Here is a 15,204-nt window from a genome sequence, read left to right on the forward strand (position 1 = left end):
AAGGACCGTGCTCAAAGGCCGGACATATGGACGCAAGCGATCGAAAACGACGCAAAACAACCGTTGCAGGCAGGGCGCCGTCCACATATGGATCCCAGGGTCTGCGCTCCGCTTCGCGTCGCTCCGCCCTAGGATGACGAAGGCGTGGCGGCCGGCGACCCAATCATGGAGGTACTAAACCCTGACACCTACTGGCACCGGACCCCACTGGTTTTCGCGCGGCTGGGTCGGGATCAGCGCAAAGATCAGGATGATGACGGTGCCGAAGGTCGGGATCAGGAAAAGCAGGAAGAGCCAGCCGGTCAGGCCGGTATCGTGCAGGCGACGCACGTTGAGCCCGAACCACGGCAGGGCTGTCGCCAGCAGGAAGAGACCGGAAAGGCCGACCGTCACTGCCGGCAATTCACTGTTGTCGAGATTGCCCATGGCGTCGTCGATAAAGACGCCGAGTCCTATGACCACGATCAGCGCGATCGTCCAGAACAGGCAATAGCCCCAATATGCCTTGCGGCGGGCACGGCCGGCGAAGTTGAAGTAATTCTCGGTCAGACCCCGCCGGAAGTAGCTCCACAGGCCAGCCGATTCGGCCCGACTTTGCTCAGCGGAACGGCCGAAATGTTGCGGCTGACGTGCCGCGGGCGCATTGCCGGCCTGAGTTGGGGCGGCGGTTGCAGTGGAGGCGTCGGCGGGCGCGCTGGCAGGTTGGGAGCGGATCGAAAAAACATCGCGTGCCCGTCCGCCAGCCGGCTGGAATTCGACGGTCGTACCTCCGGCAACCGATGCTTCGCGGCGCAAATCTTCGCGCGCCAAAGTGTAGCGGTTGCCGTCGGCTCCGGTGATGAAGCCGAAACCCTGGTCTTCGTCGTAATGAAGAACTTCGCCGCGCATGTCCTGCCCACCCCCATTTCCCCGCCCCAGACTGTGCAAAGTTCCGGCAGACCGCAAGAGGCGTGCGGAAATGGAGAGTTCTGGCTATTTACCCCGGCCGTTTCTTCGATTTCTTGTGTTTCGCAGGCCCGCCTTCGAACTTCGCCTTGGCCGGTTTCCCGCCCCAGGGCTTCGCCTCGAATGCCGGGCGCTGGTCGGCCGGTGCGCGCTTCTCGAATTTGGGCGTGTTCTGATCGAAGGTGCGCTTGCCGCGGTGCGGCTTCTTGTCGGGTCGTGGTTCCTGATAGCCGGCCCGCGACAAATCCGGCGTGCCGTCCAGCCGCTTGACCGCAATGTTGCCCTGCAGCTTCCGGTCGGGGCCGATCGCAGCGAGGAAACGCTCGGCCCAGTCCGCCGCGATCTGCACGAAGGTTTCCTCCGGCTGCATCTTGATGGCGCCGATCTCGCGCTTGGAAATGCCGCCTGTCCGGCACAGCATCGGGATCAGCCAGCGTGGCTCAGCATTCTGCCGGCGTCCGACCGACAGCGAGAACCAGACGCTGTCGCCGAAATCGTCGCGGCGGCTCGGTGTCTCGTCCCGGCGCGCAAATTTTTCGCCCGACGGCGTGAACGCTGCCACGTCGAGAAGATCCTCCGGCGCCGAGTGGCTGGAGCGGCACATCCGCACGAAGGCGGCGGCAACCTGTTCGGGCCCGTGCTGATCGAGAAGCGCCTCGACGAAGCCGCGCTCCTCATCCTTCATAGGCTCGCTGAAGACCGGATCAGCGAGAATGCGCTCATCGTCGCGCCGTATCACGTCGTCGGCCGACGGCGGGCTCGCCCAGGTTGCCGCAAGGCCGGCACTTTGCAGCAGCCGCTCGGTGCGCCTGCGGGCACTATTGGGCACGATCAGCGCGCTGACGCCCTTGCGTCCCGCACGACCCGTGCGTCCGCTTCGGTGCAGGAGCGTTTCCGGGTTGGTCGGCAGGTCGGCATGGATCACCAGCTCGAGATTGGGCAGGTCGATGCCGCGTGCCGCGACGTCGGTGGCGATGCAGACCTTGGCGCGGCCGTCGCGCATCGCCTGCAGCGCGTGGCTGCGCTCGTTCTGGCTAAGCTCGCCGGACAGCGCCACGACGGAAAAGTTGCGGTTGTTGAAGCGTGCCGTCAGATGGTTGACGGCGGCGCGCGTGTTGCAGAACACCAGCGCGTTCTTGGCCTCGTAATAGCGCAGCACGTTGATGATGGCGTTTTCGCGGTCCGCCTGGGCGACGCTCAGCGCCCGGTATTCGATGTCGAGATGCTGCTTTTCCTCACCGGAGGCCGAGATGCGTACCGCATCGCGCTGGTAGCCCTTGGCCAGCGTGGCGATGGAGCGCGGCACGGTCGCGGAAAACATCAGCGTGCGGCGGTCGGCGGGTGCGGCATCGAGGATGAATTCCAGATCCTCGCGAAAGCCGAGATCGAGCATCTCGTCGGCCTCGTCGAGCACCACTGCCTTGAGCGCCGACATGTCGAGCGAATTGCGGGTGATGTGGTCGCGCAGGCGGCCGGGCGTGCCCACGATGATATGGGCGCCGCGCTCCAGCGCGCGCCGTTCGGTGCGCATGTCCATGCCGCCGACGCAGGACGCCACCGTGGCGCCGGTCAGTTCGTAGAGCCATTCCAGCTCGCGCGTTACCTGCAGGGCCAGCTCCCGCGTCGGCGCTACGGCCAGCGCCAGGGGTGCCGCCGCGTGGGAAAAGCGCTCCGCGCCATCGAGAAGGGTCGGCGCCAAAGCCAGACCGAAGGCGACGGTCTTGCCGGAGCCGGTCTGGGCCGAAACCAGCGCATCGGCCTGGCCAAGCTCGAGAACGGCCTTCTGCACCGGCGTCAGCTCGACATAGCCGCGTTTTTCCAGCGCCTTTGCCAGCGCGGGAACAATAGCTTCGAAATTGGACATCTTGCTCTTTCGAAATTCGGATTCTGAATACCCGGCGACGGGTCAAATGTCGGCAAGCGCCACAGACGGGCGCCACGAGCCAGACAATGCTCGTTCGTACTTGGTGCCGCCGTCATTGTACAGGGCGGGCGGGTCGGCCTGGTTGCGATTGACTCTAGACGTAAACCGCGTAAAAGCCGGCACCGAACGGGATAGTTTTCGATGCGCGGCCTTTTGATGGCGCTTTCTGCCTTCGACATCCCCGGCCCCAATGCGAACCATTGGGCCGGGCGCGTCGCTGCGTCTCCTCGTTCCAGCAAAATCACGTTCTTGCTCAAAAAAACCGGCAAAACGACCACCAAAACGGTCTGATTCCCTTGGCCTAACCACCCTCTCCCGGGTCCGGCCCGGGGGTTGAAACCCGCATCGGCCGGCGGGTTTTTTCCAGAAAACGAGCGGAGAGGGACAGGAGATTTCGATGAGTTTCAAGGTTGCGATCGTCGGCGCCACGGGCAATGTGGGCCGGGAAATGCTCAACATACTCGAAGAGCGCGGCTTTCCGGTGAGCGAGGTGGTGGCGCTGGCCTCGCGGCGCAGCCAGGGCACGGAAGTGTCGTTCGGCGACCGCACGCTGAAGGTCAGAGCGCTCGACCAATATGATTTTTCAGATACCGACATCTGCATCATGTCGGCCGGCGGCAACGTCTCCAAGGAATGGTCGCCGAAGATCGGCAAGCAGGGCTGCGTCGTCATCGATAATTCGTCGGCCTTCCGCTACGACCAGGACGTGCCGCTGATCGTTCCGGAAGTGAACCCGGATGCGATCTCGCTGTTCACGCGCAAGAACATCATTGCCAACCCGAACTGCTCGACGGCGCAGCTGGTCGTGGCGCTGAAGCCGCTGCATGACGCGGCCACCATCAAGCGCGTCGTCGTCGCCACCTACCAGTCGGTCTCCGGCGCCGGCAAGGAAGGCATGGACGAATTGTTCACGCAGACGCGCGCGGTGTTTGTCGCCGACCAGGTCGACGTCAAGAAGTTCACCAAGCGTATCGCCTTCAACGTCATCCCCCATATCGACGTCTTCCTCGACGACGGCTTCACCAAGGAAGAGTGGAAGATGGTGGCCGAGACCAAGAAGATGCTCGACCCGAAGATCAAGCTGACGGCGACCTGCGTGCGCGTGCCGGTGTTCATCGGCCATTCGGAAGCGGTCAACATCGAGTTCGAGAAGCCGATCACCGCCGATGAGGCGCGCGAGATCCTGCGCGAGGCGCCGGGCTGCCAGGTCATCGACAAGCGCGAGGACGGCGGCTACATCACGCCGCTGGAATCGGCCGGCGAGGACGCCACCTTCATCTCGCGTATCCGCGAGGACTCGACCATCGACAACGGCCTGTCGATGTGGATCGTCTCCGACAATCTGCGCAAGGGCGCGGCACTCAATGCGGTGCAGATCGCCGAGCTGCTGGTCGAGCGCGGGCTGATCCAGCCGAAGAAGAAGGCGGCATAGTTCGCTCACGGCCGTATCGCCGCTAGCGCGGCTGGCCTCCGCAGGGGCGCCGGACGACCGGCGGCCTGCGGTCGCAGGATCGGCCTTCGGCCGCGATTTTTGCTCAGCTTGCTTTTCCGCTCACGGCCGTATCGCTGCTGTCGCGGCTGGCCCTCCGCGGGGGCGTCGGACGACCGGCGGCCTGCGGTCGCAGGCTCGGCCTTCGGCGGTTGTTTCGCTCACGGCCGTATCGCCGCTACGTGGCTGGCCTCCGCGGGGCGCCGGAAGGCCGGCGGCCCGCAGTCGCGGGCTCGGCCTTCGGCCGTTAGCGCCCTTCTCCCCGTTCACGGAGAGAAGGTGCCGGCAGGCGGATGAGGGGCACAGGCGTCTCAAATAGGCAGCAAGGCGCCGGTGTCACAGCCGGTTCTCCTCCGCTAGGTCCAACAGCAACTCCAGCGCCTCCTCCGCCCGGTCGGTGGGCACGAACAGATGATCGTGGTAGAAGGCCGAGACCGGATTGACGCCGATGCCGGCGGTGGCCAGCCGCGCGGTGATGGCGGCGAGGAAGCCGACCGCTTCCAGCGACGAATGGATGTTCAGCGTCAGCATCCGGCAGCGGAATACGGTTTTCAGTCCAGCGGCCTTGGCATGGTCTTCAAGCACGATCAGCGTCATGCCCTCGCGCTCGCGAAATAGCATCACCGGGTGGAGCCTGTCGGGAACGGGCGCATCGGGTGGCAACGTGGTGAAGACATGAACGCCGGCAAGCAATTCCGGCGTCATGGCCGCCAGGAACTGTTTCAGGTCGGTCTCTCCGGCCATCGGTTGCTTTCGTTGTGCGATCAGGCGGCGGCTTCCGTCGAGCGTCGGAAGACACCCCTACGGATTTTCAATAACGCCCTCCATCTCACCTCGCAAGGTGGACCTGCCAGGTTCGTTGCCGGCTGAACTTGTACATCCGAGGTCGCCGTCCCCCGGAGTGAAAAAGAACTGGAGGCATGTCGGATCGCCGTCATGGGCCGCGTCCTTGGTTCGAGCTGGCGAAGGAGCCAGTGCTCACAACGACCGGAGGGAACATCAATGACCATGTCTCAGGCAGCACCCGTCTCACCGCGTGCCCTGTGGGCCGGCCGCGTGCTCAGCGCCGTCATCGTGCTGTTCATGATCTTCGACGGCGTCATCAAGCTACCGCCGCTCGAAATCGTCACCCAGACCATGGTGCAGCTCGGCTGGCCGGCCGATGCCAATGTCTCGCGCATGCTCGGCACCATTGGATTGGTCTCGACAGCGCTTTACGCGCTGCCACGCACCTCGGTGCTCGGCGCCATCCTGCTCACCGCCTATCTCGGCGGCGCCGTCGCCACGCATGTGCGTATCGGCAGCCCTTTGTTCTCGCACATACTGTTCGGCGTCTATCTCGGCGCCGTCCTCTGGGGTGGCCTGTATCTGCGCGATCCAAGGGTGCGCGCGTTGTTCCCGTTCAGCCAATAGCGGCGATTTCGAAAGCCGTTCGATGGTGGCCACGCCGCCAGAGCGGGCGCGGTCTGCCGCCGCCTTTCTACTCTTTGGATCAAATTGAGCGCCGCCGGGCGGCAGCCGATCTTCTTCTTTGGATCAAATCGCCTGGTTGCGAGTTAGGGGGTGCAGCGGCGAGGACGGCACCCTGTTGGAGAGGAACGACAATGAAAAAGGTGATGATCTTGATGGCCTTGCTGGTCCCGCTCGGTGCCTGCTCCCGTACTGAGCAAGGCGCGGCAGTTGGTGGCCTGGGCGGTGCGGCGGTCGGCGCTGCGGTGGCCAGCAACCCGACCAAGGGCGCGGTGATCGGCGGTGCGGCCGGCGCTTTGGCCGGTGCACTGATCGGCCGTGCCAGCGAAAGCGGCCAATGCCGTTATCGCGATCGTAACGGTCGTGTCTACGTTGCGAGTTGCCCGGAAGGCTATTGATCGGGCCGCATCATATGGATGCAATAGCAAAACGGCGGGCAGGGCCCGCCGTTTCGTGGTTGTGGAGATGATTTATTCGGCGCTGGCGGCTTCCGTCTCGGCCGGCGCGGCTGCGGCGGCGGCAACGGCCGCGGCGGCATCTTCCTGCGCCTTCTTCAGCAAGGCTGCGCGCTCCTGCGCCTTCTTGCCGGGCTCGGCCTTGTTCGGGTTGGAGCGGGCTTCGCGCTTGGCGATGCCGGCTTCATCGAGGAAGCGCAGCACGCGGTCGGTCGGCTGGGCGCCATGCGACAGCCAATGCTTGACGCGCTCGGCGTCGACCTTGACGCGTTCGCCGTCCTTGGGCAGCAGCGGATTCCATGAGCCGAGCGACTCGATGAAACGGCCGTCGCGCGGCGAACGCGCGTCGGCGACGACGACATGGTAATAGGGACGCTTCTTCGAGCCCGCACGGGCCAATCGGATTTTCAGTGGCATTTCTTTTCTCCTAAAAGCTCTGATTTGGTTGATCGGTTGGTGGCTGGTCCTCAGCCGGTTTTCGCTACGCCGTTGGATGCGGCGATCTGCTCGTGATGGCGGATCACTTCGCGGACGACGAAGTTCAGGAATTTCTCCGCGAAATCCGGGTCGAGATGGGCGTCCTTCGCCAGTTGGCGAAGACGGGCGATCTGCTCCTGCTCGCGCGCCGGATCGGCAGGCGGCAGGCCATGTTCCGCCTTCAGCACGCCGACTGCCTTGGTGCAGCGGAAGCGCTCGGCCAGCATGTGGATCAGCGCCGCGTCGATATTGTCGATAGAGGCGCGATAATTGGCCAGCGCCGCACGCGCGTCCGCCATGTCCTTCTCTTCGTTCATGGCGCCCTCACTTCTTCTTGCCGAGGCCAGGCAGCCCGCCACCGCCCGGCAGGCCGGGAAGTTTCATGCCACCGGGCAGCCCAGGCAGACCACCGCCACCGGGAAGACCACCGGGCAGGCCCTTCATGCCGCCGAGCCCGGCCGCCTGGGCCTGCTTCTGCAAGGCTTCGAGCTGCTTGGGGTCCACCTTGGAGAGGTCCGGCATGCCGCCGCCCATCATGCCGCCTGCGCCGCCAGGCATCATGCCGCCGAGCCCCATCTTGGAAGCGAGGCCGCCCATCATGCCGCGCATCAGGCCGCCGCCTTTGCCCTTGCCGCCCATCGCCTTCATCATGTCGGCCATGCCGCGATGCATCTTCAACAGTTTGTTGATTTCGGCCGCGTCGGTACCCGAGCCGGCGGCGATGCGCTTCTTGCGCGAGTGCTTCAGAATATCGGGGTTGGCGCGCTCGGCCTTGGTCATCGACGAGATGATGGCGAGCTGGCGACCGAACATCTTGTCGTCGAGCCCGGCGGCGGCCATCTGGTCCTTCATCTTGCCCATGCCGGGCATCATGCCCATGATGCCACCCATGCCACCCATTTTCGACATTTGCTGAAGCTGGCCGGCGAGATCGTTCAGGTCGAACTTGCCCGACTGCATCTTCCTGGCCATCGCCGCGGCCTGTTCGGCGTCGATGTTCTCGGCCGCCTTTTCGACGAGGCTGACGATGTCGCCCATGCCGAGGATGCGGTCGGCGATGCGCTTGGGGTGGAATTCCTCCAGCGCGTCCATTTTTTCGCCGGTGCCGATCAGCTTGATCGGCTTACCGGTAACGGCGCGCATCGAGAGCGCCGCACCACCGCGGCCGTCGCCGTCCATGCGGGTCAGCACGAGGCCGGTGATGCCGACGCGCTCGTCGAAGCTTTTTGCCAGATTGACGGCGTCCTGGCCGGTCAGCGAATCGGCGACCAGCAGGATCTCGTGCGGCGACGACATCTTCTTGATGTCGGCCATCTCGACCATCAACGGCTCGTCGATATGGGTGCGGCCGGCGGTGTCGAGGATGACGACGTCATGGCCGCCGAGCTTGGCCGCCTGCACGGCGCGGCGGGCGATATCGACCGGCGTCTGGCCAGCGACGATCGGCAATGTGGCGATCTTGACCTGCTCGCCGAGCTGGCGGAGCTGCTCTTGCGCGGCGGGACGCCGCGTGTCGAGCGAGGCCATCAAGACTTTCTTGTTTTGACGGTCGGCGAGGCGCCTGGCGATCTTGGCCGAGGTCGTCGTCTTGCCGGAACCCTGCAAGCCGACCATCATGATGACGACCGGAGCCGGTGCATTGAGGTCGATGGCGACGCCCTCGGCGCCGAGCATCTCGACCAGCTCGTCATGGACGATCTTGACGACCATCTGGCCGGGCTTGATCGACTTGACCACGGCGGCGCCGACGGCCTTCTCGCGCACCTTGTCGGTGAAGGAACGCACCACTTCCAGCGCCACGTCGGCCTCGAGCAACGCACGGCGCACCTCGCGCAGCGCCGCCGAGACATCAGCCTCCGACAAGGCGCCGCGGCCGGTGAGGCCGTTCAGGATCGAACCAAGACGTTCCTGTAGCGATTCAAACATTCTTTTTCCTTTTCCCTGGCACCCGGATGATGCCCGAGAGGTAATGCGTTCGCGCCAACTGTCCAAGCAAAAGCCGGTCCGGGCAAAGCCCAAAGCCAAAAAGCACCCGGGGGCGCACAGCGCTGCCGGGTGTTGGCCTCCGGGATCGATTTACAGCACTTCACCTCAAAGAGGTTTCGGCGTCCCGGTCGGTTTGCTCGGAGGAATACTCGTCGCGGAATTCGCGGCGTGTAGACAGGAAATCGGCCGCAGAGTCAAGCTTTGGTCAAGCTTTGCGTCAAATAGCTCAGGACGACCAGGCAATGCACATCAGCGCACGCTGCCGGCGCGCGCCATATCCGGCTCGACCTTCAGCGGTGAGCGCGGATGCAAAAGCAGCAGAACGGTCAACAGGCTGCTGACGATGCCGATCGAAGCGATGAGGACGGCGTCTGAAGTCGTCCAGCCGGCGGCTTCGAGCGGCTTGGCGTTGAACAGGGCGAAGGAATTATAGCTTTGCTGGTGCGAAATCAGCAGGAAGCCGGTCAGATTGTTGCCGAGATGGGCGCCAAAGCCGGCACCGAGATTGCCGGTTGCATAGACCAGAAGCGTCAGCAGCAGCGCAAAGGCGGCGATCGAGGCCAGCACGCAGGCATTGATGGCAGCGCTCGAACCTGGGCTCCAGTGCAGGGAGGTGAACAGCAATCCCGGCAGCAGCGCCCAGATGAAAGGGTTCTGGAACCGGCTCGCCAGGCCCCAGAGCAGATAACCGCGAAACAGCATCTCCTCCGACGAGGTCTGCAGAAAGGTCAGGGCGGCGATCGGGATCAGGAACGAAAGCCACGCGGACAGGCCGATCGTGCCGCGCGCGATGTCGGGCTGCAAACCATAAAGCAGGATCTCGGAAAGCAGCGAGGTGATCAGCACTGCGGCCAGCCCTTTCAGGAACCCCGCCCAAGAAATGCGCCGGCTGACGCCAATCAGGGCGGTCAGCTTCTCGCGATGGATCCAGCGCATGGCAGCCCAAAGGCCGAGCCAGATTCCGGCAAATGAAGCCAGCGCCGCGAGGATGCCCGCAGGAGAGGCCATGAAATCCTGCACCGCTCCTCCACCTGGCGGGGCGGTGCCAGACGATGCCTGCCAAACGGCAAACGCATAGGTGCCGCCGAACAGCACGGCGGCAGTGGTTCCGAGCCAGAACAGGATGACGACCACCGTCCCGAGCAGGAGGCGCGGCAAGGTGGCCTTGTCGTTGGCGGCGTGCCGGTACTGTTGGAAGGCGGTCGGGTCGATGATCACGCGGGCTCGCTGGCTGGTGCTTCGGCTCGCAAGGTCTAGAACATCGGCCCCAATGTGGAAACCGGTATTGCATCGGCAATGCCGGCCTGTGGCAATATCGGGGTTTGTGAGCGGCCGCCGCTACTGCAGGGCGACCGCCCTGTTGGTAACGTCAGCGCACGACGTACATGATGCGCCTTGTGTCCGGATCGATCAGCGCCGGCTGACCGTTCACGTAGACGTAGCGGTAGTCATAGTCCGGAATCTCGCGCAGCTCGACGGTGTCAGGCAACGTCGCGCCCGTCACCACCTCGCCCTCGAGATAGACCGGATCGAGCCGATGCGTACGGACATAGGTACGGATCTCGGCCGGCGGTCTCCGGATAGGCTCGATCGCCTCGCCGGCGACGATTGCTCCGGTATAGCTGTCGGAATACTCGACGCTATCGGCGGGCGGCGTCACGACGGCAATGTCGGCGCTGGCCGGACGCTGTGTCAGGACCACACGGCTGCCGCCGAAATCGGCCGTCACATAGTCGGAATAGACCCAGCCCTGGCCGTTAGCCTCGGCGATAGTGCACCATTTGCTGTTGGCGATGCAGCCGTCGAGCGTCGCCGACTGGCCGGCCGCGAGCACGCCGATCACCGGATATTGCGGGCCGGGGCCGGCGCGTACATTGAGATCAGTGATGGCCGAGACGGCGGTGTCGGCCAATGCAGAGCCCGACATCGCTATGAGCGCTCCGGCCACCGCCGGAAACAATATGCGTTTCATGGTCTTCTCTCCGTTTCACAGTCCCTTGGCACGGAAAACGAAGCAAAGCCGCATGCGTTCCGGCTAAAAGGCTTCGGCCGGCTCACGATTTGTTCCAGTCGTTTTCGGCAGGTCGGTCAAAAGCTCGTGAACAAAAGCAAGTTTTTGCGCCGCCACGTCCGAGATGACGAAGGGATAGAGATCGGGCAGGCCCATGCAGCGGTTGATCGAGTTGGACGCCTCCGACAGCACCAGCCAGCGGTCGAGAATCCTTTCGAAAGGCTCTGGCCTGGAGGCGGGTTCCGATGGTGCCGGCTGCAGCTTGCCGCCGGTATCGGCGCGCGGCAGCTCGTTGGCTTCAACGGTTTCCAGCCGGCCGAGCGGGAAATTCAGGGCATGCACCATCTCCAGCGTGTCGGTGATGTGCATGTGATGCGCCCATGTCTCGGCCCAGTCCTCCCATGGGTGCGACGTCGCATAGGCCGAGATATGGCGCTGCTGCCAGTCGGGCGGCGCGCCATCGGCATAATAGGTCTTCAGCGCCTGTTCGTAGCCGGCGCGCTCGTCGCCGAACAAAGCGCGAAAACCGGCAAGCTTTTGCGAATCGTCGCGGATCAAGCGGTCCCAGTAATAATGGCCGAGCTCATGGCGGAAATGGCCGAGCAGCGTGCGGTAGTTCTCGCCCATCTCGACGCGCCGCCGTTCGCGCTCTGCCGAATCCGCCTCGGCGACGTTGAGCGTGATCCGGCCGTTGTCATGACCGGTCAGGATACGTTCGCCGCCCGGACCGCCGCCGATCGGATCGGCAAGCAAATCGAAAGCGAGACCGATCTCGTCGCCAACTTCCTGCTTGGGTGCGACCGGCAGGCCGAAGGCGAGCAGCGAATAGACGGCACGCTTCTTTGCCGCCTCGACACGGATCCAGCGACGGCGGTTGCCGTCGACCGACAGATCCGGGATCAGCTGGTTCAGCGCACAGGCGCGGCAGAAGGCGTGGCCGGGCTCCGCCATCCAGTTGCAGGCGCATTCGTCGGCATTGGTGCAATGGAAGACGTCGGCGCCGGACAGCGCGAAGCGCGCATGCTCGGGATCGTAGAGCACGAGGCTGGCGCAGTTCAGGCATTGCGCGTTCTCGAAATAGAGACGGTGGCCGCAATGCGGGCAGTCGAAAAGCTTCATTGGTGTCTCAAATCATTCGAAATGCGGAGGACGATACGAGCAGGAGAACGCCAAACGCCTGTCAGCTGCCCACGTTCCTGCCGGCCGATGCTATTTTGCCGCAAGCTGGGCGACGACCTCCTTGGCCACTGCCTCGCCCGACAATCTGGCGCCGCCGCAGGTCTGCATCAGCGGACCGGCCAAATGCTCGCCGGCGAAGAAGATCTTTTCCGCCACGGGCTGCATCAGCGTGGCGCGCGCTTGCGAGCGGCCGGGCCGCGCCGCCGCATAGGCGCCGCGCACGAACCGCTCAGCGCCCCAATTGGTCATCATTGCGCGTCCGACATGCTTTCGTATGTCGCCGCCAAAGATGCCGCAGAGCCGGTCGACGACGAAGTCGATGCCAGCCGCCTCGCCCGCCGCCGACATCTCCCAAGCGAAATCGCCGCCGACGAAACCGACCATCAAATCGAGGTCGAAGGGAAAGCAGAGGAAGTAGATGTCGTGCCGGGCCAACCGCTCGATCAGCAAATCGTCGAACGGCTCCAGGCCGAGTCTTGTACCGGATATTTCGACCGGCAGCTTGGTCAGCATGCCCATCGGCAGGTCGAAGAAGGCGGCGAAATGCGCATCGGGGAGTGCAGGCGAGAACGCAATCTCCTCGAAGGCGAGCACTGCCGGGGAGGCAGTGACGATGACCGCCTTGGCGCAGATGGTACCGCGATCGGTGACGCAGGCTACGCCCGGCCCATCCCAGACGATCTTGCGCACCGGCGTCGACAGTTCCACCGGCACATCGGCACCGAAGCGGGCAACCAGCGTACCGAAGCCTTCCCTGGTGAAATAGTTCGGATCGAGATCGGCGGCGGCCTGAAAGTCGCGGATCGATATCTCGTCCTCGTCGGCGCCGAAATCCATCGGCCCGGCGAAGGTTGCGGCGGCGCGCGGCGCGTGTCCCTTGGCGAGCAATGCCGAAAGGCGGTCGTCGTCGCCTTCCCTCACCTGATGTGCCGCCACCAGTTCGAACAGCCTTGCGTCGGCCACCTTCATCGCCGCCTCCTCGGCTTCGCTTGCCTTTCGCTCACGGTAATAGAGATGATCGACATTCATGTCGTGGTGATGAAGCGTCCAGGCAGCGGCCTTCGCCTCGGGAAAGTAGGGATTGCGGTCCGCGGCATGCAGCCAGGCGCAGCCGATGTCGAACGGCACGCCGAAATGCTGGTCGCTGGTCCAGGCGCGGCCGCCAATGCGGTTCATCGCTTCCAACAATTTGAAGGAAAAACCGGCAGCGCGCAGGGTCTTGGAAGCCGAAAGCCCGGCTGAACCGGCGCCGATGATCACGACATCAACGTCTTCCATGCTTATTCTGTCCCCGCCACAATAATTACTTGATCGTAGGCAAATTCCCGGGCATCCGCCAGTGTGGTGGATTTGAGGTTCCTGCTGTATTGAGTGCATCGGCGCAGCGCCGGGACAGTGACAAGCAGGTGTTTCGCAGGCAAGTTCGCAATTGGGAACGTGATTCAGGCAACCAGGAGAGCAGCATGGCATTTCTTGCCAAGGGGAAGATGTTTGTAGTGGCCACGGTGGTGGCGGTGCTTGCGCTGGCGACGGGCGCGCAGGCGGCGGCCAGCTGTGGCAAGAGCGGCGCCGGCTTCGAGGCATGGAAACCGGAGTTCGCCGCGGAGGCCAAGGCCGACGGTGTCGGCTCGAAGGGTCTGGCCGCTCTGGCTCGCGCAACCTACGCGACAAAGACGATCTCCGTCGACCGCGCCATCCATAAGGCTTTCAGCGGCTCGGTGGAAGCTTTCATGAAGCGCCGTGGCGCGTCCGCGATCATTGCCAGGGGCCGTGCGCTGAAGAAGGCCAATGCTGCGCTGTTCGACAAGATCGAACGGAATTACGGCGTGTCGCCGGGCGTGTTGCTCGCCATCTGGGGTATGGAGACCGGCTTCGGTTCCGCCATGGGCAACCAGAATACGGTCTCCGCCATTTTAACGCTGGCCTATGACTGTCGCCGTCCGGAGTTCTTCTACCCGCATGCCATTGCGGCCCTGAAACTGGTTGATCGCGGAGCGTTGAGCGCCTCGTCGGTCGGTGCCGCGCATGGCGAGATCGGCCACACGCAGTTCCTGCCCGGAAATGTTTTGACGTATGGTGTCGGAAACAAAAATCTGCGCGACAAGAGCACTGCGTTGGCTTCCACCGCCAACTTCCTCAAGAGTCATGGTTGGCGGGCCGGCGCGAGCGCGCAGGCGAATATGGGCGCAATCGCTGGCTGGAATTCCGCGAGCGTCTATCAACAGGCCATCGCCCGCATGGCCACGGCGATCGATGCCGACTGACAGGGACCTCTAGAGCTTTGTCTTAACGCAATTCCGGACGGAAAACCGTTTCACACGTTTTCTGGAATTGCCCTATTCGACCGAAAGCCGGCCATGCGCCGGGCTTTCTATTTCACGTCGAGCGCGTAGGAACAGCCGGCGAGCACCTTGCCGGGATGTGAATCGACGGTTGAGACATTGACGGCGATGCGGGTGGAAAATGTCACGCCGTCCGCTTCCTCGCTGCTTTCGAGAATGATCTTCTCGCCGAGGAATTTTTCCGGCGTCGAGATTTGCGCTGCGACGCCGAGCGCTCGAGCGAGATCGGGCGCGGAAACATCGTCAAACACCGCCATCGGCCCGGTCGCGGTAAGGACGACGGACGCCGTTTCGCGCCCGAATACGCGAAGCGGGGCCGGCAATTCATATTGCTTAAGGAAAGGATTGCCGGAAGAAACGTCGTTCCAGCCGAGCTTTGCGGGCGCATCGGGGCGGTCGCTCAGCCAAAGGGCAAAACCACTATAGGTCGGAACGTCAGCCCTGCACTCGACCAGCGCGGGAAGGTCGAGGGAGGGGGGTCATCGTTGGCTTTGGCGACGGCCAAGTTCGCCAGGACAGCCAACGCGGGCAGGAAACCAGTTCCAAGCGTGGCCAAGCGCCTGGGCACATCACGCTCAATAATGCACGTAGCCGCTCAACGGGCATTTCTGAGAAATGGGAATCTGGAAGGGGCCGTCAAAACTTTTGCAGGTACGGAATTTGGAATTCCGCGGCGCCGGGGTAGCCGCTTTTGGCTTGTCCCCGATGACCGTCGGGACTCTGGGACCCTGCGCGTAGCCGCTCAACGGGCATTTCTGGGAAGCGGGAATCTGGAAGGGGCCGTCAAAACTTTTGCAGATATGGAACTTGGATGTTTGCCCCGCCGGGACTTGGGTGGATTGACCCGCGGTAAAGACGGCCACCGCCGCAAGCAGAAGAAAAATTCTGTTTTTCACTGTCAAAGCCCTCCGACCCGCAAGAGAAGT

At 63.6% G+C, this 15,204-nt stretch carries 17 protein-coding genes; 5 read left to right on the top strand and 12 right to left on the bottom strand.

Annotated features, from left to right (window positions below):
- Positions 1-174 precede the first annotated feature (174 nt).
- Entirely contained in the window at positions 175-888 is a 714-nt protein-coding gene (locus NKI59_RS31895; protein WP_352708524.1) for a DUF805 domain-containing protein, read from the bottom strand.
- A gap of 88 nt (positions 889-976) precedes the next feature.
- Positions 977-2,809 (bottom strand): DEAD/DEAH box helicase, encoded by a 1,833-nt coding sequence (locus tag NKI59_RS31900; RefSeq protein ID WP_352708525.1) that lies wholly within the window; start codon positions 2,807-2,809, stop codon positions 977-979.
- Positions 2,810-3,010: 201 nt separating this feature from the next.
- On the opposite strand from NKI59_RS31900, the gene NKI59_RS31905 reads away from it, so the two are divergent.
- Positions 3,011-3,160, top strand: coding sequence for a hypothetical protein (locus NKI59_RS31905; RefSeq protein WP_352450216.1), 150 nt, complete (start codon positions 3,011-3,013; stop codon positions 3,158-3,160).
- Between the two features lie 106 nt (positions 3,161-3,266).
- Positions 3,267-4,301 (top strand): aspartate-semialdehyde dehydrogenase, encoded by a 1,035-nt coding sequence (locus tag NKI59_RS31910; RefSeq protein WP_023680535.1) that lies wholly within the window; start codon positions 3,267-3,269, stop codon positions 4,299-4,301.
- Positions 4,302-4,694: 393 nt separating this feature from the next.
- Here NKI59_RS31910 and NKI59_RS31915 read toward each other — a convergent pair whose 3' ends face one another.
- The gene (locus NKI59_RS31915; RefSeq protein WP_352708526.1) at positions 4,695-5,102 is read right to left on the bottom strand and encodes an ACT domain-containing protein; all 408 of its coding nucleotides are present in this window, start codon (positions 5,100-5,102) and stop codon (positions 4,695-4,697) included.
- 258 nt (positions 5,103-5,360) lie between these two features.
- On the opposite strand from NKI59_RS31915, the gene NKI59_RS31920 reads away from it, so the two are divergent.
- Both NKI59_RS31920 and NKI59_RS31925 read left to right on the top strand, forming a co-directional pair.
- Complete coding sequence (locus tag NKI59_RS31920) at positions 5,361-5,771, top strand: DoxX family protein (protein WP_023680735.1); 411 nt, start codon at positions 5,361-5,363, stop codon at positions 5,769-5,771.
- Between the two features lie 191 nt (positions 5,772-5,962).
- A complete protein-coding gene (locus tag NKI59_RS31925; protein ID WP_352708527.1) occupies positions 5,963-6,226 on the top strand; it encodes a YMGG-like glycine zipper-containing protein in 264 nt (87 codons plus the stop codon).
- Positions 6,227-6,298: 72 nt separating this feature from the next.
- On the opposite strand, the gene rpsP is transcribed toward NKI59_RS31925, so the two are convergent.
- The 7 genes from rpsP to NKI59_RS31960 all read right to left on the bottom strand — a co-directional run bounded on the left by rpsP (position 6,299) and on the right by NKI59_RS31960 (position 13,214).
- Positions 6,299-6,700 carry a 30S ribosomal protein S16 gene (gene rpsP / locus NKI59_RS31930; RefSeq protein ID WP_352708528.1) on the bottom strand — a complete coding sequence of 134 codons (402 nt, stop codon included), beginning with the start codon at positions 6,698-6,700 and terminating at the stop codon, positions 6,299-6,301.
- A gap of 50 nt (positions 6,701-6,750) precedes the next feature.
- Complete coding sequence (locus NKI59_RS31935; protein WP_352450211.1) at positions 6,751-7,077, bottom strand: chorismate mutase; 327 nt, start codon at positions 7,075-7,077, stop codon at positions 6,751-6,753.
- Between the two features lie 7 nt (positions 7,078-7,084).
- Positions 7,085-8,686, bottom strand: coding sequence for a signal recognition particle protein (gene ffh / locus NKI59_RS31940; protein ID WP_352708529.1), 1,602 nt, complete (start codon positions 8,684-8,686; stop codon positions 7,085-7,087).
- A gap of 309 nt (positions 8,687-8,995) precedes the next feature.
- The gene (locus NKI59_RS31945; RefSeq protein ID WP_352570042.1) at positions 8,996-9,964 is read right to left on the bottom strand and encodes a CPBP family glutamic-type intramembrane protease; all 969 of its coding nucleotides are present in this window, start codon (positions 9,962-9,964) and stop codon (positions 8,996-8,998) included.
- A gap of 151 nt (positions 9,965-10,115) precedes the next feature.
- Positions 10,116-10,718 (bottom strand): DUF1236 domain-containing protein, encoded by a 603-nt coding sequence (locus tag NKI59_RS31950; RefSeq protein ID WP_023680729.1) that lies wholly within the window; start codon positions 10,716-10,718, stop codon positions 10,116-10,118.
- A 63-nt stretch (positions 10,719-10,781) separates the two neighbouring features.
- Positions 10,782-11,876: a zinc-binding metallopeptidase family protein gene (locus NKI59_RS31955; RefSeq protein ID WP_352708530.1), complete on the bottom strand. Its 1,095-nt coding sequence runs from the start codon at positions 11,874-11,876 to the stop codon at positions 10,782-10,784.
- A gap of 90 nt (positions 11,877-11,966) precedes the next feature.
- A complete protein-coding gene (locus NKI59_RS31960) occupies positions 11,967-13,214 on the bottom strand; it encodes a flavin monoamine oxidase family protein (protein ID WP_352680617.1) in 1,248 nt (415 codons plus the stop codon).
- A 185-nt stretch (positions 13,215-13,399) separates the two neighbouring features.
- Between NKI59_RS31960 and NKI59_RS31965 the strand changes: the two genes are divergently transcribed.
- A complete protein-coding gene (locus tag NKI59_RS31965) occupies positions 13,400-14,200 on the top strand; it encodes a lytic murein transglycosylase (protein ID WP_352470839.1) in 801 nt (266 codons plus the stop codon).
- 107 nt (positions 14,201-14,307) lie between these two features.
- Here NKI59_RS31965 and NKI59_RS31970 read toward each other — a convergent pair whose 3' ends face one another.
- Entirely contained in the window at positions 14,308-14,601 is a 294-nt protein-coding gene (locus NKI59_RS31970; RefSeq protein WP_352708531.1) for a hypothetical protein, read from the bottom strand.
- 252 nt (positions 14,602-14,853) lie between these two features.
- Entirely contained in the window at positions 14,854-15,174 is a 321-nt protein-coding gene (locus tag NKI59_RS31975; RefSeq protein WP_352708532.1) for a hypothetical protein, read from the bottom strand.
- Positions 15,175-15,204: the final 30 nt, after the last annotated feature.

It is taken from the genome of Mesorhizobium sp. M0598 (assembly GCF_040320865.1).
Classification (GTDB): domain Bacteria; phylum Pseudomonadota; class Alphaproteobacteria; order Rhizobiales; family Rhizobiaceae; genus Mesorhizobium.